Origin of the sequence: Clostridium facile (assembly GCF_014297275.1) — a bacterium.
Classification (GTDB): domain Bacteria; phylum Bacillota; class Clostridia; order Oscillospirales; family Ruminococcaceae; genus Massilioclostridium; species Massilioclostridium facile.
In genome coordinates this window covers 1,701,808-1,726,212 of sequence record NZ_JACOQK010000001.1, presented here as the reverse complement: position 1 = coordinate 1,726,212, position 24,405 = coordinate 1,701,808, and the positions used below count along the sequence as shown (strand labels likewise).

The window sequence follows — 24,405 nt, the reverse complement described above, 5'->3', positions numbered from 1 at the left end:
TTTCATAAGCATATGAAAAAAACGCTCTGATTTCTCAGAGCGTTTTTTATTGTTATATAAAGGAAATAGAGCATTATCATTTCTAAAATAACTTCTCTTTTATTTATATTGATTGATAATATTTTTCTGAATGCATGAGAATCAATACAGATAAAAGATAGAAACCAGTGATATCCAATTGAATGGTAAAATAGTGGTTAAGAATTAAACAAATTTATTGGATTCCGGATCATAGTCATATCCTATTTTGCCTAGTTTAGAACAAATTTCTTGTTGATCCAAACAAAGTGTTTGGCAAAGTTCTTCTAACGATGGAAATTCATCCCTCAATTTTGTGTTAATATAACTTAATAAAATTATCGGGTCATTTGGAATGCTCATGATACAACCTCCTTATTATTGAGTTCCATATAAAGCAAAGGGAAAGGATCTCCTTGTTCGTCTTTCCCTGTGCGTTTATAAACCTGAAAACCCATATGTTCATAGAAATCTTTAGCATTAGGGTTTTGTTCGTTTACACAAAGTTTTGTGGCATGGTATTGATGGATGGCGTAGTTCAGCAATTGTTTTCCAAATCCTTTTCCTTGTTCTTCTGGTAACAAGAAAAGCATTTCTATTCTATTGTTGTCTACACCAACAAAACCAATCGGTTTTTGTTCTAATTTCGCGATTGCTAAATAGGAAACGGAACGGAATGCATCTGGTAAGTAGCTTGAAATTTTTTGGATATCTGCTTCTGTTAAAAAGAGATGAGTCGTCCTTACAGATTTTTCCCAAATTTGAGATAGTTCTTTTATTAGAGATTCGTTTACATGGGAGACTTCTTGAATTTCCATTTTTTCACCTTCTTATTATGATTGTATTTTTTAGTATAAAATAAAAATTTAAGGGAGTCAAACTAAAAATTGTTCTATTAGATTATTCTTTGAAATCAATTAGAGAAACAAAAATTATAAAGTGAATTTGACACATATCCTGGAAGGAAATCAGGCTGCCAGAAAAATAGAGGTTTTGATTTCCTTTACAAAACTGGAATTTGCACCATTTATTATGTGCTACTTAGTTTTTGAATGGCTTCTTCCTTTGTCCCTACAAAAAAGAAATCCTTACCATGGTTTGATTCATAAATAAAATCATGGAGAGGTTTGCTGGTATAATGGGAATAGTCCCCATAAATCGCAACCTTTACCTGATAATTTGTTTATTTTTGCAAAATTTTTCCTGAAATTCCGGTACTGAGAATAAATAAATCATTACAAATTACCCTTTTATCTATCACAATTTTAGTTTCTCCTGTTTCATATTGGATTGTCATTACCAGATCTAAAGCAGATTGGGCATCAACAATTATTTTTTCATCACTGGAAATAACTGCGATATCAATTTCATTCTTTTTTAAATGTTCGGTTTTCATTGTATCCTGCTGAATTAATTTATATTACAAATTCCAGTTAAGGAGTAATTCTAACACTTAAAATTGTATTTTGTCAAATTATCTTTATTGTTTTATATGCTTTCTTATCAAAGGGTCACTATTCTCAATATTTTTAGGATAAAAAGATAGTAGACAATATAAAATTCAGATGTTTCAATAAGTTTACATCACCCAATACAGGTAGTGCTAAATTACTGGTAAAATACTTGTGGAGAACAAGAGCTTGTGCTATAATAAAAATAAAAAAGATAGTTTTATATAAGGACAATAATCATAAGGAGAGTCATCCATGACGACAAAGGTAATCTGTTTTGCAAATAACAAGGGGGGCAGTGGAAAGTCCACCACTTGTTCTAACATTGCGTATGCGCTATCGTTAGAGGGGAAAAAAGTGTTGATGATTGATGGTGATATGCAGCTGAATTTATCCTTGGCATTTTTTCCAGAAGATCAGGTGTTAGAGATGGCGAAAAGTGAAAAAAATTTATATTATGCTATCAAAAAACAGGATGATTTGCAAGGGTATATTGTTCATACAGAATATGAAAATTTGGATTTGATTCCATCTTCTACCCTGATGAGCTCGATTGAGTATGAGTTGTTTACCAAATGGCAAAGGGAATTGATTTTAAAAAATTGCTTAAAAACCATTCGGGAATCCAATACTTACGATTATATTTTTATTGACGCTCCACCTACTTTAGGCGGATGGGTAATGAATATTATGTGTGCGTCGGATCAATTGATTATTCCGGTGGAAGCCAGCCCTTGGGGATTGTTTGGTTTAGCGAATATGTTTGAGTTTTTAAATGATGTCAAGAAAATATCCCCTGATTTATCTTTAATGGGAATTGCTATCACCAAAGTGGACGAGCGGAAAAATTACTTTAAACAAACACTGGCAACATTGCGTGAATTGGAAGATGTTTATACCTTCCAATCGTATATCCGGGTGGATAGCTCGATTGAATGGGCACAGGATAACAGCAGGCCAGTGATTGCATATAAAAAAAGCAGCAGAAGCGCCAAAGAATATATGGCGCTAGCACAGGAGGTTGATTTCATTGGCAGTAGGTAAAGAAAGCATTATGCGTGCAACAAATGCAAACAAAGCAGCAGAAGCAACAACTGCGGTAGTAGGCAATCCTGCTCCGGAAACGGTAGAAGCGGCAGCTCCAAAAGCGACAGAAAGCAAAGCGACGCCAAAAAAGACAACTACTACTCGCAAAAAAAGAACATCTGCTTCAAAAACAAAAACAGAAAAGAAAACAACACAGAAAAAAACTGAAACAAAACCAGCAGAAAAATCCACCTCTGCAATTAAAAGTGATTTGCCAGTTTATCTGTTATAAAGAACAAAGCAGGGAAATTAGTTTTCCCTGCTTTTTCTTGTCTAATTTAAGAAATCATCTTTATCAGTATTACTAGTAAGAATAAAAAGTTTTTCTTTGTTTGGAGTAAAGCAAAATGATAATAGAAAATTAGAATGGTGATTGTAAAACAAATATTGTGCAAATAGTTAATTTTACAATTATATCTAGTATGTTAATTATTGTATCTTTATGATATAAACTACTATCATATCCACATTACTAATTTAAATTGGATGGAAATGGAATCGAATTGAAAGATCTACGGTTACAACGTTCATTCCAGCTATTTTATTATTGGTCTTCTCATAAAATATTCATGAAAAATCATGTGTTTTCCAATGGTAGGTCATTGATATTAATTAAAGAGACATTGGAATAATAATGGTTAATAATATCCTGCCACGTCTTTCCTTGTTTCGCCAGCTCATTTGCTCCATATTGGCTCATACCAACTCCATGTCCATGCCCTTTTGTGGTGAAATGGAATACTCCATCTTGATACGAAATTTCAAAATTAGAAGATTTTAAACCAAATATACTCCGTATTTCCAGTCCTGTTGTTTCTACATTCCCCACTTTTACTTTGTCTACTGAACCTGATGATGTTTTGGATAGAATGGAAAACCAGTGGTTTGGATCTTCTGGCATCTCTGCTTTTAAATGTTCTTTTAAGGTTTGTTTTACTTTCTTTTCTTCTATCATAACAGTATTTTCGTAGTTAGGCTGTTGTGCGTCAGTGCTGCTATCTACTGGCTGTAAGTAAGGTACATCCTGTCCCCAAACCGATTTGGCTGCTTCAGTAGTCCCTCCTGATAAGGAATGGTAAGCAGCAACAATGGGCTGGTTATCATATGTAATAATTTGTTCGATTACCTCATCTACAGCTTGAGAGATTTTATTCCAATTTGTTTCATAAGCATCTCCCCAGCGCTGTTTCAGTTCTTCCTGAGAGACAAATGCTTGGCAGATAGAAGGATCTGTGGAGAGCTGGGCGCCTTTTAAATCCGGGCTTGGCGTTTTTCGTTGTTGGTAGTATCGTCGCAATGCGTAAGTATGTGCGGCTACTGCCTGTGCTTTTAATGCTTCTGGTTCAAAAGAGATTGGCATTTCAGCCGCGACTACCCCTTTTACATAATCGGATTGGGAGATTTCGGAGACTTTTCCTGTTTTATGGTTCAGTAATTGGAAAGTAGGAATCGTGTTTTTTACTTGCTGTGTCGCTGATTGGGTCTCTGAAGTAACAGCAGAGGAATCATCCTGTTTTGGAATCAGAATAGCTAGGGTAGGGATTCCTAATATTAATGCGGTTAACCCTAAAATTTTAACAATTTTGCGCATATTTTTCCTCTTTTCCGTCATTTATTTTTGTAAATTTAATGTCGCATAATTATGAACAAATATTTGTGCAACTTGACATTAAAGCTGTTGTAGGATAAAATGTTATTATGCAGGATTTCATACTTAATCTTGCAATGTATGGTTAGATGCAATGAATATTGTATGATAGATAAAGAAGAACAAGGAGGTATTTGTCTGTGAGCAACATGAATAAAGCTGGGTATAGCACAAAACAACAAGCTATCAATATCCTATGCGAGGAATTTACAAAATATAATCATATAGATAGTAAATTGTATAAGCACTTTGATGTAAAGCGCGGACTGCGTAATGCAGATGGAACAGGTGTTTTAGCGGGATTAACCCAAATTTGTAATGTACATGGTTACGTAGTAAATGAAGGCGAACGGGAACCAATTGAAGGGGAATTAATTTACCGTGGCAATAATATCAAAGATATTGTAAACGATTGTGTTAACAATAACCGCTTTGGATATGAAGAAACCATTTATTTGCTGTTATTTGGTGTTTTGCCAGATAAACAGGAACTGGATTATTTTAAGCAGGTATTGGCAATGTACCGTGAGCTTCCAGATGGATTTGTAGAGGATGTTATTTTAAAAATACCTTCTAAAAATATTATGAATAAAATGGCTAGCTCTATTTTAGCCCTATATACATATGATGATTATGCTGATTCTACCACGATTGAACAGGAATTGAGAAAAGCCATTGAAATTATTGCAAAAATGCCTACTATTATGATTAGTGCTTATCAGGCAAAACGGAAGAATTTCGATAATCAGAGTTTGATTTTACATCCTTTACGCAAAGAAGAAAGTATTGCAGAAAGTATCCTTTCTACATTGCGTTTGGATCGAAGCTATACTCCGGAAGAAGCACATCTGCTGGATATTATGTTAATCCTCCATGCAGAGCATGGCGGTGGTAATAACTCTACATTTACTTGCCGCACTTTAACCTCTTCTGGTACAGATGCTTATTCCGCTTATGCGGGCGCGATTGGTTCCTTGAAAGGCCCTCGTCATGGTGGTGCAAATGCGAAAGTGTCCGAGATGGTTCATTGTATTGAAAATGGCGTAAAAGATTGGAATGATGATGAAGAAATAGCGGCATTTCTAGAAAAGATTATCCGCAAGGAAGAAGGGGATGGCTCAGGCTTGATTTATGGTATGGGTCATGCTGTTTATACCAAATCTGACCCAAGGGCAGTTATTTTAAAAGCCAATGCGATGAAATTGGCAAAAGGGACTGAATTTGAGGCACAATTTAATTTATTGGAACGTGTTGAAAAGCTAACCCCTGGCGTATTTGCTAAAGTAAAACAAGTGGATAAAGTAATGTCTGCAAATGTTGATTTATACTCTGGTTTGGTATATCGGATGTTGGGTATTCCGGATGAATTATTTACACCATTATTTGCAACTGCCCGTATTACCGGATGGGCTGCTCATCGTATGGAAGAGCTGTTAACTGGTGGAAAAATTATCCGTCCAGCTTATAAAGCAATTACAAAAAGAAAAGAATATGTTCCGCTGGAACAACGGTAGAGGGTTGAATCTAAATGAAAAAACAGAAATCAAAAACTGCGTTTCCTGCTTTGTTTTTTATTATGATAGCCTTAGTATTTGGTGTTATAGCTGGAATTTTAAGAACAGTACAATTGCTGCATTTTATTGATTTTAATACCGGCTTTTATCAAGGACCACAAAGTTGGATGATTGCGTTAAACGTTGTGTTAGTAATTGCACTTATTGTCTGTCTGGTTGTAACCATGGTGGATAGAAACAAATACTACTATTCCATCAGTAAAGGAAAAAATTTATTAATTGGCCTTGCGGCCCTGGTTATGGGTATGGCGTTTATCTGTTATGGTGTAACGGATATACTCAATCAGATAACTGGACTAGAATCCCATAGCTTTTTGGCGATTTTACAGTTGATTTTAAAAATTGCTAGTGGTTTTAGCATGTTCTATTTGGCACTTACCCCAGCACGGCCAAACCGTACTACTGACTTAATCCATTTAGTACCTTGTATTTGGGCAGCAGTTACATTGGTAGCAATGTTCTTAAAACATACTATGGTAATTACCGTATCAGAAAACCTATATAACCTGTTACGGATGATGGCAATTTTAATGTTTTTCTTATGTAGCGCGAAATACTATTGTGGCTGTAATGACAATAGAACTGGAAGATGGATGATTTTTTCAGGGATGTTGACGTTTATTTTAAGCAGTATTACAACAATTCCATTGCTGATTGCCCATTTTACTGGTCATGGATATCTGATTGGTCATGTAATTGAATCCTCTTTCTTGGATTTAGTGTTAATGATTTACATCGCCATTGTGACAATTATTTTTATTGTTAGCAGGAGAAATATAGCAGAAATTGAACAACAGCCTGTAGAACAAAACACAACAGAAGAACAGCTATCAAACGCTGAATAACCAGAGTGGGGAGAAAGTTTCCCCACTCTATTTTTTACTTTTTCATAAAAAGGGCAGTATTGTCATAAACTATTATTTTTAGAATGGTTAGGAGGAATTAAAATGGGTTTAACCTGTATGTTAGGGGATATTACAAACGTAAAAGCTGACGCTATTGTAAACGCAGCCAATACCAGCCTGTTAGGTGGAGGTGGCGTAGATGGGGCAATTCATCGTGCTGCTGGTCCAGAATTATTGGAGGAATGCCGTGCTTTACATGGATGCCGAACAGGAGAGGCGAAAATTACAAAAGGGTATCGTTTGCTAGCTCATTATGTAATTCATACGCCAGGGCCCATTTGGCATGGGGGAAATCAAAATGAAGCTGATTTATTAAAAAACAGTTATTATAATTCTTTGCAGTTAGCGGAACAATATCAATGTAAGACGGTGGCATTCCCTTCTATTAGCACAGGAGTGTATCGATATCCATTGGGGTTGGCAGCGCCAATTGCCGTAAACACTATTACAGAGTTTTTAAAAACTTCCCATTATGTACAAGATGTTATTATGGTATGTTTTGACTCTGTTACAAAACAGGCATATGAGGATGCGATGATGGTATAGATGAAATGATTAAAATAGTAGGGATACATGATATAAATAGTTTTTCTCATAAAATAATACAATAAGGGATTGTAAAAATTTGTGTTATTATGATTTGAAAATGTTGGTATAGCAAAAGCATTTAAGAAGAAATTTTACGTTTCATAAAAAAAGTATGTGTTAGAGCAAAAAATGATATAAAAAGAACAGGTTAGAAGGAAAAGTCTATATTATCAAATTAAAAGTGTATTTCTCTGGTAATGCTTAGTGACTCAATGATTTTATTAGATAGGAAAGAAAATGATTCCACTATCTTTAATGTGATGGCAGTCATTCAGTTACATCTGCCAAGCTATTGATACACACTGATAAATTACATTGAATTTGCTATAATATTCATATAAATGACATTATATTAGTTGCTAATGATATTCCATGGAATATGTTGTGTTAACTTGTTCTGGATTTTATTTTGCATATAAAAAAGATGGTAGATAAAAATATCTACCATCTATCATATTTTTATTGTTACAGTGTTTATTTCTTTTTTCGAGAGAATAAAACGGCTGTACCAGCTAATGCTAGTACCATTACTCCTGTGATTGGAGTAACATCGCCAGTCTTCGCTGCATTTGCTTTTGTTGTAGTATTTTCTTGCCCAGTTTGTGTACCTTCTGCTTTGTCTGTATCTGTAGTTTCTTTATCTACAGATACCAAACCTTTCATCGCTTCTTGTACACTTTCTACTGCTGCGTTTACTTCTTCCTGAGTGGCGTTTTCATTTTCCATTACTTCGTTTGCTTCTGCTACTGCTGCTTGTAGTGCTGTATAGCTCTCTGCTGTGTATGCACTAGAATCAACATCATTTGCTTCCGCAATTACTTTTTCCAGGATGGATTTATCCGCTTTATATCTTAGGTTCAACATTGCATTTAGCAGATTCGTTTCTGCTGTTTCAATTTCTGTTTGCATTGCATTTTCTTTATCTGCCAGCAGATCTTGCGCTGCTTTCAATACTTCCTGGAATTCTGCTTGGCCTGCTTCTACATAGTCATTTAGATCCAGTTTTTCAGCATATGCTACCAAGGATTCTAAGGAACTGATATCCCCTTTGACAAAGCCTAGTTTATGGATTTCTTTTAATAAAGTCATCCATGCCTGGTCTACTTTTTCTTGGGTTGCGGTTGGATCAGCAAAAATTTCTTTTGCTGCTTCCAATGCTGCATTAAAGGATTCCTGTACATCTACAATGACATTGTTGAATTCATCAGAAGCTTTCTGTTCTTCTGCGTATGCGATTACTTTATTTAAGATGGATTTATCCGAATCTACAGCAATGTCTTTTTGACGGTAAACTTCAAACTCTGCCAGCTGAACCCGATAAGTATCTGCTGCTTCTCCTACAATAGCATTCAATTTAGTAGTATCCAAACGGATATATCTTGCATCCACAGAATCAAAATTGAATGTTTGTGGGGTATCTCCAACAAATGGGTAATCAGTTTCATCTACTACCGTGGTCCATGTTTCACCATCTTTGGAAACTTTGATTGTGAAGTCTTTTGGAAATCCCCAACCTGTACCACGTTCATCAATACGTGGATAAATCACAAATTGGTCAAATGTGAGGGCGCTTCCTAAATCGATTTGTGCCCATTCTTTGTGGTCTTTTGATACATTACTGGACCAGCAGTTTGAAGTGCTAGGTGCTCCTGATACAATACCATCTGTTAATTTGTCAGCACTAAACTGGGACATTCCAGGTACAACACTGGAAACTGTTACATTGCTATATAATGCTAAGTTAACTCCCTTGGCGGATTGTAATTGTTCTTTGGCATTTCGTAAAGATTCTAAAGCTTGATTGATTTGTTCTTCTGTTACAGGAACAGTATCCATAATGATTTCTGCTTGCTCTATTACCGCTTTAAAAGGACTCCAGCTTTCTGGTGTATATTTTGATTCTTCTAATTTTTTACATGCATTTAATTCTAATTTTAGTTCGGATTTTATTTCATCCCAATCAATAATTTTATCGCAAAAAGATGCTTGTAAATTTAAATCAGACTGTAACTGAATGGTTAATGGTAGATTTGTAGTAGCAAAACTTCCAGTAAATCCTTCAAACTGTTTTCCTTCTTCTGGTTCTGCACTAAAAGTAAGCTCAGTTCCAGCTGGGAAACTATTTTGATAATTGGATGGGATTGGCTCCCCATTTAGAAGTAATGTTCCGCCCTCATTTGTTTGAATATTCACTTGATAGTTTTCTTTTTGTTCAGTTTTAATAGATGAACAAATTTGATAATTACCTGGTTCTAAGTCAAAGTAAATATAGTTCTCATCATTACCTTGGTAGGAATCCAGTTTTCCAGCACCATCTTCAAAAGCAATTTCTCCATTAATAGTAACCAAAGTATTTTCCATATTAAATCGTGGAACCGCAACTTGCGCTACAGTATTTTCAGGAGAAGTTAAATCCATAGTAATTTGATTATTATCTCGATTTATATTTAAGTCTATGTTCCCTTTTATAGATGGAACAGTTACCTTCACACTATTTAAGCTTGTTAAATTTGGCTGAACACGATAAGTTTCATACCCAGGAGTAGTAGGATAAATACCCGCTACATATTTATTTAACATCGTGAGAGGTCCACCAGACCATGCATGGTTTCGAGTACCTAATGTATGGAAATCTTCCCATAAGGTGGTGTTTTCGTTAGCAACTAGTTCTGAATAACGGTCTTTCATCCGTTCCATTGCTTCGTCAGCATACCCCATTACAAACATGGATTCTAATACATAACCTTCCATATAAGGGGTAGAGTTTTGTACTGTTTGCAGTACGTTTAAAATGATTGGATAGTACTCTGGATCAGCTAAGCCGGACAAAACAGCCATAGCGTTGGCGCGGTCATCGTTAGGCATATCACTGTGGTAACCATCGCCTTTCCAGAACTTTTCTTGGAAAGTAGAACGGATGCCTTCCATTCTCTCTTCAAACCAAGGGATATCCTGTTCGTTTTCAGTTAATTTTGCCATTTCAATTGCCGATTCACAGGCCATATAATACCAACATGGACCAATTACAGCACCATCGATTCCAGAACCATGGTCATACCATTCCCTGTTGCCTGCACGGTTGATTAAAGAACCATCCGGATTGGTTTCCCACAATTTTAAATAATTCTTTACTGGTTCATAAGAAAGTTCAATCACAGAAATGTCACCAGTAAATTGGTAATATTGCATGATCATACCTTCCGTACTAATTGCATTTAAAGATTGGGAAGGAAGTTCACTTGAATTTGCACCTGGAACATTTCCGATGAGTACATCTCCGCTACGGTTGCGAATAAAGTTGTCGATTGCTTTTTTTAGATGTACTGCTCCATTTTGGTCTAATGCATAGAATACTTGAGGAGCCTGGGAACTTACGTCCCCAATCCACTGGCCGCGTTCACGGTCTGGACAATCCATAAAGTTATCACGCATACATACATATAAAGTACGTTGTGCCTTTTCCGCTAAGGAATTATAGAATTCATCATCTGTTTGAATAGTTGGTACTAATTCAGTATCACAGCCAGACTCACGATATTTTAATTCAATAATTTCTACATCTTCTGGAATGGTATAAATGACTTGTTCGCCAAAGATCCAGTCTAAAGATTCAAATTCTTGTACGCCTTCTTTGGTAGTATATTCGGTTCGATGACAATTGTATTTGTTGCCATCACCAGGGCCACCAGGTGTTTGATAGCGGTCTGTTTGAATACTAATGATTTCTCCAGAAGGGGCTTTTACTTTAAAATACGGAGTAATTTGTGCTGCATAAGGCAAATTCATGATTACTTGATCGCCGTCACGAACAATTTCATTGGTATAATCTTTTAGTTCTGAATATTTCCATTGTGGAATAGGACGTTTTTCTAATTCTCCCCATGGTTTTGTGCCAACAACCCCTTTTTCAATGGCATTTTCCCAAGAGGAAGTATCAAATCCAGGTTGGGTCCAATCGGTTTCAAAATCATTTTGTGCATTAAAACCAATGTTATATCCACCATATAAATAAGATGGTTGAGAGCCAGTGGTATCTCCATAAGCTGGATGCACCTTCATTTTCCAGCTAGCATCACTTTTTAATCTGGTTTCTCCTAAATCAGCAGAGAATATCATACCACCAGCACCACTATTCACATTATTTCTACCTTGATTTCCCCAGAACCACATTAAAATAGAAATATCATTTTCTCCTGTTTTTAAGTAAGGCGCAATATCAACAGAGTCATAGTACCCTTTTCCAGGGGCAGGGCCGCGGTTTAACCCACCTTCAAAAACAGCTAGTTCTCCATTGATCCACATGTAATATTTGGAATCTACTGCTATGTTCGCGATTGCTGTTTCTGGTATTTCTTCTAAAGAAAAATCTTTTTTAAAGCACATCCAAGTGTTATTGGGTCCTGCTTCAGATTGCCAAATCCATTGGGCATCTTGGAATGTTTCATCTTGTTTTGGTGGTTCAGGTTCTCCATCTGGGCTTTCTTTATAAGTCCATGCTTCTAATTCACTAATTCTTGTGCTGCCATCAATTGCTCCTGTTACCCATAAACGAATGGCAGTTGTAGTAATAGGTTCAAAATAGAATTGTTTCCATACTTTATTATTTCCAGTAACTTGTGTTCCAGGAATAGTTTTCCATTCTCCGTTGTCTAGATACTGTAATTCAAAATCGGTAACACCATAATTATGGAATACAGTATCTAAATCAGGCATAGATGCTCCGATATCGTCCGAAACGGTAAACACATCCAAACGGTTGATAATTTCCCTTCGCCCAAAGGTAATTTGAAGCCAGTCTGGATAGTCATTGGCTGTATTATCATTCCAAAATAAACCTAAATTTCGGATACCATCATTGGTATTACACGGTTGAAAGCTTAATGGGTTGCTGTCAGCTGGATGAGTAGAGGAGGCATCAGCTATTGCCCCACAAATTGACAATGCGGCATTTCGTGGCTCATATTCTTCTTCTGCAAATACAGAGAAGTTTACAAACATAGAAAGAGTTATGAATGCCGCTAAGATTCCTGCGGTTATTTTTTTAAACATAAAAAACCTCCATTTCTTTTTGTTCTCTTTGTTTTCCTCTAACTATAAAATAATAACTTCTATCCTCCTTTTTTATGATTTTATTACATTGCGTGATTTTCACGCAAAAGTAACGTAGTTGTACCTGCTCTATCTTTATGTAGTAAAAAATGAATAGTTTGCCTTACCCGTTAAAGATGGTTAGAAGAACCGTAAGTAGAAAATAAATAGAATATAATTGGATATAAAAACTATAATTTTTTTATTAATATGATAATTATTGTATCAAATTTTAAATAAATTGAAAACTATGATTTTCTACAAAAATATTGTAGGGGATTTGTGTAAAGATTTTTTAAAACACGGATGCTTATAAAAAATAAAAATTATAGAACGTAGTAGTAAAGATATCTAAGTTAATATTGAAAATTTGTTGATTTGTTCTATTGATATCACAATCAAATCAGGATATAATTAAAATTATTATTGGGTCTATTTGCCTAATATTATTATTTATTATGGATAATTTTTAGACAGGAGGAAAAGAATATGAAGATGAAACGGCTTCTCAGCGTTGCGTTATCCGCAACCATGGCGGCATCTGTTATTGGTACTGCGCTTCCAGCGTTTGCATTGGAGGATGATGGCCTGGATGTAAAAGCGTATCAGACAACATCCCGTTATGATATGGGGTTGGATGTAGACGATGTACGCCTTGGATGGGAAATTGACGCGGAACAACGTGGTATGGAACAAACAGCTTACTATGTTGTTGTAAAAGACCAGTCAGGGAATACCGCATGGGACAGTGGCTGGGTGGAATCTGACCAACAGGTAGGGATTCGTCCAGAAGGATTAAAACCAGAAACTATTTACAACTATCAGGTTAATATCAAAGATCAATATGGCAATGAATCTGGGTTTAGTGAGATAAAAACCTTTGAAACCGCACCAGAAACCATACAGGGCGAATGGATTTCTTCTCCACGGTTATTAAGAAAAACATTTGAGCTGGATCAACCTTTGGAGAATGTAGATCGGGCACGTTCTTATTTAAGCAGTTCTTCTGTTATGGAAATCAGGATGAATGGTTCTAAAGTAGGGGATTTGGTCTGGGGACCAAAAAAACCGGTAGGGGATGTCCTTACTTATTATAATACATATGATATCACTTCCATGCTTCGGGAAGGGAAGAATACAGTTGGTATCATGGTAAGCGCCGCATATTCTCCTGGCAACCAGGCAGCTGGAATGATTAAAATCTATTATAAAGATGGAAGTTCTCAAATCATTTCTACCGATACCAGTTGGAAAGCTTGTGCGACATCTGAGATTACACGGGAAACGATCAGTGCAGGAGAAGATATTGACGCAAACTTAATAACCAATTGGGATACCCCTGAATTTGTGGAAGATGAAACATGGACCAATGCAACTACAGCAGGCTTAGCCGCTTCCAATGGGGAATTACGTGTTCCAGCCAATTCGGGGACATTTACAACTTATCAGTCTTTTAGTGGGGATTATTCCATTGAATTAACAGCGACGGTACAGTCCAATGTATGTGGATTTGTATTTGGGTCTGGTACACCAAACCCTTGTATGTGGCAGCTGGCAGAAGGCAGTTTGCGTGTCCATTATCCAGGGGACTGGAGTCAGGTAGAAGTGGTTCCTGTAGAAGGTTTACATTTAGGGCAGAAAGCTACGATGCGGCTGGATATCCAGGGAAATACTATCACAGCATTTATTGATGGAAAACAGGTTCATCAGGCAACTGTGGCGGATGGACAAACTGCTGGACCTTTAGCGATCCGTTCTATGCCGGATGAGATTGTTGACTATGACCGAATTGCTGTTACCCAAAATGGTAAGGTGATTTGGGAAGATAATTTTGATACCGTAGACCGTGAAAAATGGAATTTCCCATCCCAGGCTGAACTGGCCCCAGCGATTTCCGGAACCAAGGTAATTGACGAAATCAAGCCAGTCTCCATGCGAGAAGTGAATTACACAGATGCGAACTCTCCATACGCTATTGATGGAAAATTGGTATTGCCAACAAACTGTGGTACTTTTACCACGAAACAATCTTTTAGTGGCGATTATACCATCGAATTAGCGGCAAAAACCGAGAATGTATTTGGCTTTTTATTTGGTTCTGGTACTCCATATCCAGCAATGTGGCAGTTGGCAACTAGCGGTAATGGATCTTTGCGTGTCCACCAACCTGGAGATTGGGCATCCAATATAGATGTAATTAATGATTGCCCTGGTGTTGATTTGAACGATTTTGTCCCAATGAAAATTGAGGTAAAAGGCAACCATATTACAACCTATATCAACGACCAAAAAGTACATGAAACGGATTTGGTTAGTGGTTCTACCGAAGGTCCATTGGGATTCCGGGCAACAATAGATGAAAGCAGCCAGATTGACTACCTTCGTGTTATTCAGGATGGAAATGTGATTTTTGAAGATAATTTTGATACAACAGATCCTGAAAAATGGAATGGTTTTACCAATTCAACCAAAAAATATATTTTAGACTTTGGAAAGAATATGCAAGGTTATGTCCGTCTGGATACCAAAGGGGAAAAGGGTAAGCAATACCTGTTAAAATATTCTGAACTATTGGATGAAAACGGTATGATATTTGCAAATACTACCTTCCATTATCCAAAATCCACCTATACCTTATCAGGAAATCAGGATCGTTTTGAACCAAGATTTTTCTACACTGGGTTCCGTTATGTAGAAGTTTCCACCTCAGACGGTTCCGAAATCAATCCAGACGATTTTACTGCTTGCTTTGTCAGCGATGATTTGGATCAGACTGGTTTCTTCGACTCTTCCAATGATAGATTAAATCAGGTATTTGATATGTACCTACAATCCCAACGTTCTAATTTGATTGGTAATTATACCGATTGTCCACAGCGTGAAAAGAATGGTTGGACTGGGGATGCATCCGTTGTAAAAGAATCTTCCGCAATACTATTAAATGACTATACTTCTGCGGAAGCGTTTATGGAAACCATGATGTTGAATACCCATGAGGACGGCAGGCCTGAAATTATTGTGGGAGTTCCAACAACAACTAATACAGGGGCACAGTTTGATATTCCTTGGTCATCCGCATATTTTGTATTCCCTTATCAGCTTTATATGAATACGGGAGACACCTATTATATCGAAAAATCTTATGATTCTTTAGTAAAAGTTTTTGATTACTATAAATCTTTGGATAAAGATGGAGATTATATTGTAACTGATAATGTTTATGGTGACTGGCTGGGATATGATAACCAGGAAGGAAAAATTGACCGTGGATTTTTAACCGCACCATATTTCTACTATTGTGGAATTTTGTTATCTGAAATGTCAGAAGCAATTGATAAAGACCATACAGAGCTGGATGCTTATCTAGAAAATATGTATCAAGCATTGCAAAATACCTATAATAAAGAGACTTATTTTAGTACCGAAACCCAAACCGCAAATGCAGTGGCATTGGATTTTGAAATTGTACCACCTGAAAATAAAGAAGCGGTAGTACAAACATTGGTGAATGCTGTTACCAACGCCAATACTACTATTAAAACGGGTGTGCTGGGGACAAAATCCATTTATAGTGCATTGGGAGAAGCCAACCAGCATAAAACATTGTTGGATATGACTATAACCCCAGAAAAATGTTCCTTTGGCTATATGATTGATAACGGTGCGACAACCTTGTGGGAATATTGGGATAAAGCAGGCGAAACCTTTAATTCCAACTTGACTCCTGGGAATGCTGTTTGGGATTCTCAGAACCATGCCATGATGGGAGGCGGTCCAGCAACCTGGATGTTCAAAGGACTGGGAGGCATTACAGCAACAGGCGCTGGCTATGATGAGATTACCTACCGCCCAGGTGTGGAAAGTGAACTGGAATATGTAGATACCTCGATAGACACTTTAAAAGGTTTAGCAGAATCCAATTGGGATATAGTAGACGGCGATCTAGTATGGGATGTAACTGTTCCAGCAAACAGTACCGCAACGATTAAAATCCCAATGAAAGACGCGAAAACTATTACCGAATCTGGCAATGATATTTTCCAGAAAGATGGAAATGGAATAACCTATGTAGGCCAGGAAGAAAACGGTGACTATGTATACACAGTAGGCAGTGGAAGTTACCACTTTGTAGCGAGTGAACAAGGTAGCGTAGTAGAAGAATCAGATAAAGATATCTTGAACAAAGTGATTACCTACGCAGAAGAACAGAAAGCATCTGATGACTTTAACAATGTCATCAAAGATGTACAGGAAACCTTTAATGCAGCATTGGATGCAGCGAAAGAAGTAGCAACAGATCCAGCAGCAAATCAGGAAACAGTAGATGCAGCATGGAAAGCATTAATGACAGAAATCCATAAACTAGGCTTTGTCAAAGGAGATATTACTTCCTTAGAAGCTCTGGTATCCTTGGCAGAAGGCTATGACATGAATGACTATGTAGAAGCAGGCCAAGCAGAATTTAAAGAAGCATTGAAAGCAGCACAGGAATTACTTGCGAATAAAGACAATGCAATGGCGGAAGAAATCGAAACAGCAGAAAGTAACCTGTTGAACGCGATGCTGAACCTGAGATACAAAGCGGATAAATCCATCCTGGAAAAAGTAATTGCAGAAGCGAATAGTAAAGATGCAAGTGCATACACAGAGGAAAGCTATGCAGCACTGCAAGCGGCAGTAAAAGATGCAAATGACGTAATGGCAGATGAAAATGCGACTCAGAAAGAAGTAGATACAGCAGTAACAAATGTACAAACTGCAATGGATCAGTTAGTAGCAGTAGATGGAAGTATTCCAGAAGAAACAACACCATCCACTAATGATACAACTACTCAAACTGGACAGGAATCTACCACACCAAAAGCAAATGCAGCAAAAACAGGAGATGTTGCTCCAATTGCAGGGTTAATAGTATTGGCAGCAGCGGGTGCAACAGCCATTGGAGCAAAGAAACGGAAAAAATAAAATTTAGTTGTAATAGCGAAATAAGCTATTGGAATGAATAAGAAAAAGCCATCAAGTTCTAATATTAGAACTTGATGGCTTTCTGGTTTATGATAGTATGTTGGTATTTAGATGAATTATTTATAATCGAAACTACTTAAAAAAATATCAATAATAAAGGGTGTATAATATGATACATTAAATTACTTATTGAAGTATTTTTGGTACATATAAGCAGAATATTTTCCGTTTCTAAGATTATATTTTAAATCCATTTTTTTGTTTTGATTTTGAATCAATAATAATATTATAGTTCTATATTCCACTGTTTGAGAGAATACAAAACAGGCAATGCAAATAGAACATTTTATGAATAGAAACTATCATAATTAGTTTCGGTTTGTATAACGAAAAGATATTGTTGTTGCAAATAAACTTTCACAATTTGATAATCTCCCATGCCTCTAATATAATTTATTGGAGTATCTTTCTTTTTTATCCGAATTATGTTACAATAAAAATAATATTTGTGATGGAAACAAGATAATTGGATTGTAAAGGAGATAATAAAATGGTAGTAGAACCAAAAGTTAGAGATTTTATTTGTACTACAGCGCATCCGATAGGATGCCGTGAAAATGTGAAACAGCAAATTGCATATACAAAAAAATTAGGTACAGTGGATGGTCCAAAAAAAGTATTGGTGATCGGCAGCTCTACCGGATATGGGCTTGCATCCCGTATCACAGCGGCGTATGGATGTCAGGCAGCTACATTGGGTGTCATGTTTGAACGTGCAGCTTCTGGCAAAAGGACAGCAACAGCAGGATGGTATAATAATCTGGCGTTTGAACAGCAGGCACAGCAAGATGGGCTATATGCAAAAACAATTAATGGTGATGCTTTTTCCCAGGAAGTGAAAGATCAAATCATACAAATCATCCGTCAGGACTTGGGACAGGTAGATATGGTTGTTTATAGTTTAGCAGCCCCACGCCGTACAATGGCAGATGGTACTGTTTACCGTTCCGTATTAAAAACAGTTGGAGAAGAATTTAAAAATAAAAACTTGGATTTAAAAAACCGTCAGGTTACAGAAGCTTGTATTCCACCAGCAAGCGAAGAAGAAATAGAAGCAACTGTTAAGGTAATGGGCGGGGAAGACTGGATGGATTGGATGAAAGCTTTAGCAGAAGCAGGCGTTTTGGCTTCCAATTCTATTACAGTGGCATATTCCTATATTGGTCCAGCATTAACCCATCCAATCTATTATAATGGGACAATTGGAATGGCAAAAAAACATTTGTATCAAACCTCTATTGATATTACAGAACAGTTAAGAGATTTAGGGGTAAAAGCATATATTTCTGTCAATAAAGCTTTGGTAACTCAAGCAAGTGCGGCAATCCCAGTAGTTCCGCTGTACATTACAATTTTATATAAAGTAATGAAGGAAAAAGGATTGCATGAAGGATGTATTGAACAGATGAACCGTTTGTTCCGTGAAAAACTTGGTAAAGGAAATGCGGTTGTGGATAGTGATAACCAAATACGACTAGATGATTACGAAATGAAACCAGAAATTCAACAGGAAGTAATGAAATACTGGGATGAAATTTCCTCTGAAACTATTGACCAAATGGCAGATGTAGATGGTTATTGGGAAGATTTTTACCATATGTTTGGATTCCAGATAGATGGTGTAGATTATACTCAGGACGTTGAACTGTAGTAATAAACAATAAAAACTGGAACAATCTAATTGTTCCAGTTTTTTTATCTGTTTCAGTAGAATAAATTTTAGTTTAAAAGGAAACATCGTTAGAAAATAAAGTTTGAAATGACAAACTTAAAATTCATTTTTACAAGGATACCTACTAAAATAAAAATTTTTGGATGTACCAACTTTACCCTGTGATAAAGGTTACTTATTGACTTTTTTATGTGGATTTATTTTGTTTTGCAATTTCATCCGCAATTTGGTGGATTGACATACTATCATTTTGTAGGATCCCTAACATACCACGGTAAAGTATTACAGCGTCCTGGTTAAACCGTTCTGCCATTTGTTGTGCAGCCTGTTTATCTGGGGCAAATAAAGTCATCTCTAGTAAATCACTGCCAATATCGTGGATAACCAAGTGAACCATATATCCATCCTCTACTTTGGTCACAGATACTTGATGGTCCCGTTCCTGCTGTTCCGATGCCAAAACTTGCTTTGCGGTAGATATAATTTTATCTCTAGTAGATTTTTGTAAAATTCCTGACAAGGTAGAGGCAGTATTTTTCCCCATAGGCATTAACTGTAGAATTTTTTTGCCATCCTCAACAGAAAAGATTTCTTCAATATGGTGTGTATCAATCAACTCTTTGAGGGCCTGGCAAAAACTAAAATAATTGACAATGCTGTTAAACTGGAATACATAGTTTACCTGTTCTTTGCTTAAAGGCTGTTCAATACAGCTTAGTAGATAACAAATCAAAATTTTAATTTCATAAATATCCGATAAACTGCCAGGTTCATCATTTTTTAAAAAGGTGGACGCCATATAATCCCTCCTTGTAATGATTCAAAAAGCTATTTATATTTATTTTAACATAAATTGAAATAAAAGGAAAGAGGCTTGTGTTTTTTTTCATGGTTTGATACAATAATACAATAGGGGATTATATCAAATGATAATCTCAGTAGTGTTGTTCCCTAAATGATAAAAAGATATTTATTAGAAAGATTGGTTTGATTACCATGTAGACAAATTATAAAATCAATACATCCACAATAGGATTGATAAAAATAAAAGGAGAGTGACTTTTTCGTGGATAGCACTGATGTGTTATGGCTTGTTGTGTTAATTTTAATTGTTTTTTCCGCTATTTTTTCTTCTTCTGAGACAGCGTTTTCCAGTTTTAATAGAATCCGTATTAAAAGCTATGCTGCCGAAGGAAATAAACAAGCAAAACGTGTATTAAGATTATCTAAGGATTTTAACCGTATTTTAACAGCAATTTTAATTGGAAATAATATTGTTAATATTGCTACAGCCTCTATTGGTACGGTGCTGTTTACCAAATATTTTGGTGCAGCAGGCCCTGGGATATCCACCATTGTAATTACTATTTTAGTATTAATTGGAGGAGAAATCTTGCCAAAAAGTTTTGCAAAAGACCATGCGGAATCTACAGCGCTAAAATCATCTGGTTTTATTTTATTTATCACAGTAATTTTCCGTCCATTTATTTTCTTGTTTGGAAAATTGAAAGATTTAATGGCTAAGTTTACAAAATCGAACCAGGCACCATCGGTAACCGAGCAGGAGCTTAAGGTAATCATAGAGGAAATTGAGGACGAAGGCGTTTTAGAAGACCATGAAAGCAAGTTGGTACGGTCTGCTTTGGATTTTGATGAAACCACAGCGGAGCAGGTATTAACACCACGTGTAGATTTAGTTTCTGCTGAACTCAATACAGATAACGAGACTCTGTGTAGCCTATTTTTGGAAAAAGGTTTTTCCAGAATTCCGATTTATAAAAAGGATATCGATAATATTATTGGTATTTTATACGAACGGGACTTTTTCCGCGAATATATTAAAAGCCATGATTTTTCTATTTTGCCAATTTTGCAAAAACCTCTGTTTGTCCCACCTCAAACGAAAATATCCGATTTATTTAAGCAAATCCAACAAAGACAAGAGCATATGGCGGTTGTTACCGACCAATATGGTGGAGTAGAGGGGATTATTACAGTAGAGGATATGTTGGAAGAACTAGTTGGAGATATTTACGATAAAAATGAAACGGTTGTCCAAGATGTCCAAAAGCTATCAGATACGGCATATTTGATCAACCCAGATATGGGAATTGATGATTTATTTGAAGAAATTGATTATCATCCATTCCAATTTGAAACAGAAAGTAATACAGTAGGCGGCTGGGTATTAGAACAATTTCAGAAGCTTCCACAACAAGGGGAAAGTTTTACGCAGGCGGGTTTAAAAGTAACGGTACAGCAATTAAACCAACAGCGGATTACTTCTTTATTAATTGAAAAATTACAGGTTGTAAAAGAGGAAGACTACTAACCGTCAAAATCCTCGATAAGCCGATTCAATTCCTGTTTACTTTGTAGTTCAATGCCTTGCCGCAAAGCGATTTGATCAAACTCAGGTAAAACGGAGATATCGGTTGGCAAAATTTCATAAGGTTCAGATTCTGTTGGAAGAAAGATTCCAATTTTTCCTTGATATTCTTTCATAATATAAGCACATGTTGTGGTAGAAGCAGTATTAATTGGTTTTGAAACAGATTGGTTGCGTTGGGTACTAACAGCAATTACAATGGTTGCTGTTAATAAAATGAAAGCACCTGTTAAAATAGCGAGCAAATAATTGGTTTTGTTCATCCAATCCACTCCTTTCTGGATATCTTTAATCTTCCCATAAACTGGAATATTATACGTCAAAACAGCGAAAATTGTGTTTGGATCATCCAGTAAAAATAAAATCAGTTTGAATGAATTTTTATGAATATTTGGAAATTTTAAAGTGAAAATGACAGAAAAAATTTATTTTTTCATTAAAAACATTGATGGAAATTATGAAAACTACACAAACTACTTAACAAAAAAAATAATCTATGCTATAATCATTTTGTATTGTAACTTTTTTAAAATAGAGAAAAATAAAAGTTCCAGTGTTTTTGAAAGAGGTTTTTGCAGCATAAACTTATTATTGACCAACGATAGAAAATGCACCTGGAGGGATGCATTGCCGACAGTTTAACCTGAGAAAAGGAGGCGTTATACTCGATGAGCTCAAAAGATATCTATAGTTCAGATGTCCAGAAAAAACAATCGAGCAAAAAGCCAAAAAAACAAAAACATCAGCGTAGTAAAGGAAAACGCATTGCCGCTTTTATTGGAAAGGCTGTTGTTTGTTTGTTTTTGATTTGTATTATTACAGGCAGTATTGTAGTTACTGCATTGACTGTTTACGTTATGAAAGCAACCGAAACAGATTCTACCATTAGTTTAGCAAAAGAGGATATTCAAACAGCTGGAATTACAACCATTATGGCGCCAGATCCCGCAAACCCGGATGGTGAGATAGAAGTCTCTAAACTTTCTACTGGCACCAAACGTATTTGGGTGGATATTCAGGATTGCCCGGAAGATCTGAAAAATGCTTTTATCGCAATTGAAGACAAGCGTTTTTATGAACACGAAGGAGTGGACTTTAAACGTACATTTTTGGCATTCGCCAATATGATTTTGCATTTCTGGGATACCGAACAGGGTGGTTCTACAATTACCCAACAGCTTGTAAAAAATATTACCAATGACAATGCTCATAGTGCGGGGAGAAAAGTCCGGGAAATTTTTAATGCTATGAGTTTGGAGCGTACCTATTCCAAAGATGAAATTCTACAGGCATATTTAAATATTATTACGATTGGTGGAAAGAATGGTGACTACGAAGGTGTAGGTGCCGCAGCAAAGTTATATTTTAATAAAGATGTTTCAGAGTTAACTCTGCCAGAGTGTGCTTCCATTGCAGCAATTACCAGAAGCCCTTCTACCTATGAACCAATTCATAATCCAGAAAAAAATAAGGAGCGCCGCGATTGGATTTTGAAAAATATGTATGATCAAGGTCTGATTGAAGAGGCGGATTACCAGAATGCTATTGCTACTCCTGTGGAAGTAAACCAAGGACAAGTAACTGGAAATATGGATGGTTCCAATTATCAAAGCTATTTTGTAGATGCTGTAATTAATGAGGTGCGCAATGACCTTATGGAAGAATACGGTTATGATAAGGAAACAGCAGAAGCAAAGATAAAAACTAGCGGTTATATTATCCATACAACAATGGATGTAAATGCTCAGAAAAAATTGGAACAGCATTATCAGGAAAGTTCTACTTTTGCGAACTATGATATTATAAAGGAATCAACGGACCGCGCTGAAAATGGAGGGAATCCGTTCCAATCCGCTATGGTACTATATGATTATAATGGTGCCATGAAAGCAGTAGTTGGGGGAATTGGAGAAAAGCCTCCTGGAGATAGAAGCGTTATTAACCGTGCAGTACAAGGGCAACGGTCCCCAGGTTCCGCTATAAAGCCATTGAGTATTTATTCTTTGGCAATTGAGGAAGATTTGTGCCATTACTCCAGTATCATGCAGGATGAGCCAATTTCGATTGAACAGCCAGATGGAACCATGTGGGAGCCACAGAACTTTGGTGGAAAAAGTTATGGCAGTGTAACAATCCAAAAAGCAGTTGAGATGTCATTAAACCGTATTCCAATTAAATTAGATCAAACATTAACTCCTAAAAAAAGTTATGACTTTTTGACAAAAAGTTTAGGTTTTACCGATTTAACTGAATCTGCTGATGCTAACTTAGCACCAATGAGTTTGGGTTCTTTGAGCAATGGTGTCCATTTAGACGAGTTGACAAATGCTTACCAAATTTTCGGGAATGGCGGCTACTTTACGGAATCCCATACCTATACCAGTGTAACAAATGCTGCTGGAGATGAGGTTCTGAAAAAAGATTTGAGCACCAATCAGGTGATCAGTGAGGATACTGCTACGATTATGAATCGCTTATTGCGCCAGGTTGTAGTAGGTTCCAGTGGTACAGCCCGTGCGATTGGTGATATTAATGGAATTGAAATCCTAGGTAAAACTGGTACTACTAATGACGATTTTGACTCTACTTTTGTGGGATTAACACCGGATTATATTGCTGGTATTTGGTTTGGCTATGAGCAAAACTATGATATTACAAAGAATAAAGGGTTAAAGAAGCAAGTTGCTGCCTGGAAAACAATTATGAGTGATATTTTATCTGATAGTCAAAATAAGAGTTTTCAACTAAGCAGTGATGTAGTGGAAGCAACTTATTGTACAGAGACAGGGATGATAGCTACTTCGGGCTGTCCATCTACAGCAACAGGTTACTATAAAAAGGATAATAAGCCTGGAACGTGTAGTGTACATGGTTAATGGTTACCTTTGATTTTTTCGATCCTGCCGTGAATTTTTAGGATTCACGGCAGGATTTTGTATTGTAATTAAAAGAAATATCCGT

Annotated in this window: 15 protein-coding genes and 1 pseudogene; 9 read left to right on the top strand and 7 right to left on the bottom strand. The window is 36.3% G+C overall.

The features are described 5' to 3' along the window. Positions 1-204: 204 nt before the first annotated feature. The 3 genes and pseudogenes from H8Z77_RS07155 to H8Z77_RS07145 all read right to left on the bottom strand — a co-directional run bounded on the left by H8Z77_RS07155 (position 205) and on the right by H8Z77_RS07145 (position 1,414). Positions 205-381, bottom strand: a complete 177-nt coding sequence (locus H8Z77_RS07155; RefSeq protein WP_069987265.1) for a DUF4250 domain-containing protein — start codon at positions 379-381, stop codon at positions 205-207. Then, positions 378-836 carry a GNAT family N-acetyltransferase gene (locus tag H8Z77_RS07150; protein WP_186996602.1) on the bottom strand — a complete coding sequence of 153 codons (459 nt, stop codon included), beginning with the start codon at positions 834-836 and terminating at the stop codon, positions 378-380. Before H8Z77_RS07150 ends, H8Z77_RS07155 begins: the two co-directional genes overlap by 4 nt. A gap of 212 nt (positions 837-1,048) precedes the next feature. Further along, positions 1,049-1,414 (bottom strand): annotated as a pseudogene (locus H8Z77_RS07145) (DUF4180 domain-containing protein). A gap of 310 nt (positions 1,415-1,724) precedes the next feature. On the opposite strand from H8Z77_RS07145, the gene H8Z77_RS07140 reads away from it, so the two are divergent. Together H8Z77_RS07140 and H8Z77_RS07135 are read left to right on the top strand one after the other, a co-directional pair. Continuing rightward, complete coding sequence (locus tag H8Z77_RS07140) at positions 1,725-2,513, top strand: ParA family protein (protein ID WP_069987262.1); 789 nt, start codon at positions 1,725-1,727, stop codon at positions 2,511-2,513. Then, positions 2,500-2,787, top strand: a complete 288-nt coding sequence (locus H8Z77_RS07135; protein WP_069987261.1) for a hypothetical protein — start codon at positions 2,500-2,502, stop codon at positions 2,785-2,787. Before H8Z77_RS07140 ends, H8Z77_RS07135 begins: the two co-directional genes overlap by 14 nt. Before the next feature lie 345 nt (positions 2,788-3,132). Here the strand turns inward: H8Z77_RS07135 and spoIID are convergent, their stop codons facing one another. Then, positions 3,133-4,146, bottom strand: coding sequence for a stage II sporulation protein D (spoIID, locus tag H8Z77_RS07130; RefSeq protein ID WP_186996601.1), 1,014 nt, complete (start codon positions 4,144-4,146; stop codon positions 3,133-3,135). 206 nt (positions 4,147-4,352) lie between these two features. On the opposite strand from spoIID, the gene H8Z77_RS07125 reads away from it, so the two are divergent. The 3 genes from H8Z77_RS07125 to H8Z77_RS07115 all read left to right on the top strand — a co-directional run bounded on the left by H8Z77_RS07125 (position 4,353) and on the right by H8Z77_RS07115 (position 7,228). Then, on the top strand, positions 4,353-5,717 hold the full coding sequence (locus H8Z77_RS07125; protein WP_069987989.1) for a citrate synthase: 1,365 nt from the start codon (positions 4,353-4,355) through the stop codon (positions 5,715-5,717). 14 nt (positions 5,718-5,731) lie between these two features. Continuing rightward, the gene (locus H8Z77_RS07120) at positions 5,732-6,622 is read left to right on the top strand and encodes a hypothetical protein (RefSeq protein ID WP_186996600.1); all 891 of its coding nucleotides are present in this window, start codon (positions 5,732-5,734) and stop codon (positions 6,620-6,622) included. 102 nt (positions 6,623-6,724) lie between these two features. Further along, positions 6,725-7,228 (top strand): O-acetyl-ADP-ribose deacetylase, encoded by a 504-nt coding sequence (locus tag H8Z77_RS07115; RefSeq protein ID WP_186996599.1) that lies wholly within the window; start codon positions 6,725-6,727, stop codon positions 7,226-7,228. Positions 7,229-7,744: 516 nt separating this feature from the next. Here H8Z77_RS07115 and H8Z77_RS07110 read toward each other — a convergent pair. Continuing rightward, positions 7,745-12,319 (bottom strand): discoidin domain-containing protein, encoded by a 4,575-nt coding sequence (locus H8Z77_RS07110; RefSeq protein WP_186996598.1) that lies wholly within the window; start codon positions 12,317-12,319, stop codon positions 7,745-7,747. 528 nt (positions 12,320-12,847) lie between these two features. Here H8Z77_RS07110 and H8Z77_RS07105 point away from each other — a divergent pair. Together H8Z77_RS07105 and fabV are read left to right on the top strand one after the other, a co-directional pair. Continuing rightward, positions 12,848-17,323, top strand: a complete 4,476-nt coding sequence (locus tag H8Z77_RS07105; RefSeq protein ID WP_186996597.1) for a family 78 glycoside hydrolase catalytic domain — start codon at positions 12,848-12,850, stop codon at positions 17,321-17,323. Between the two features lie 550 nt (positions 17,324-17,873). Beyond that, on the top strand, positions 17,874-19,034 hold the full coding sequence (gene fabV / locus H8Z77_RS07100; protein WP_069987255.1) for an enoyl-ACP reductase FabV: 1,161 nt from the start codon (positions 17,874-17,876) through the stop codon (positions 19,032-19,034). A gap of 208 nt (positions 19,035-19,242) precedes the next feature. Here the strand turns inward: fabV and H8Z77_RS07095 are convergent, their stop codons facing one another. Continuing rightward, positions 19,243-19,854 carry a DUF4364 family protein gene (locus H8Z77_RS07095; RefSeq protein ID WP_069987254.1) on the bottom strand — a complete coding sequence of 204 codons (612 nt, stop codon included), beginning with the start codon at positions 19,852-19,854 and terminating at the stop codon, positions 19,243-19,245. 267 nt (positions 19,855-20,121) lie between these two features. Here H8Z77_RS07095 and H8Z77_RS07090 point away from each other — a divergent pair, with 267 nt between their 5' ends. Next, positions 20,122-21,387 carry a hemolysin family protein gene (locus H8Z77_RS07090; protein ID WP_069987253.1) on the top strand — a complete coding sequence of 422 codons (1,266 nt, stop codon included), beginning with the start codon at positions 20,122-20,124 and terminating at the stop codon, positions 21,385-21,387. Here H8Z77_RS07090 and H8Z77_RS07085 read toward each other — a convergent pair. Next, positions 21,384-21,707, bottom strand: a complete 324-nt coding sequence (locus tag H8Z77_RS07085) for a hypothetical protein (protein ID WP_069987252.1) — start codon at positions 21,705-21,707, stop codon at positions 21,384-21,386. The two genes, H8Z77_RS07090 and H8Z77_RS07085, sit on opposite strands and share 4 nt — an antisense overlap. 405 nt (positions 21,708-22,112) lie before the next feature. Between H8Z77_RS07085 and H8Z77_RS07080 the strand changes: the two genes are divergently transcribed. Further along, positions 22,113-24,320, top strand: a complete 2,208-nt coding sequence (locus H8Z77_RS07080; protein ID WP_069987250.1) for a transglycosylase domain-containing protein — start codon at positions 22,113-22,115, stop codon at positions 24,318-24,320. The last annotated feature ends 85 nt before the right edge of the window (positions 24,321-24,405 follow it).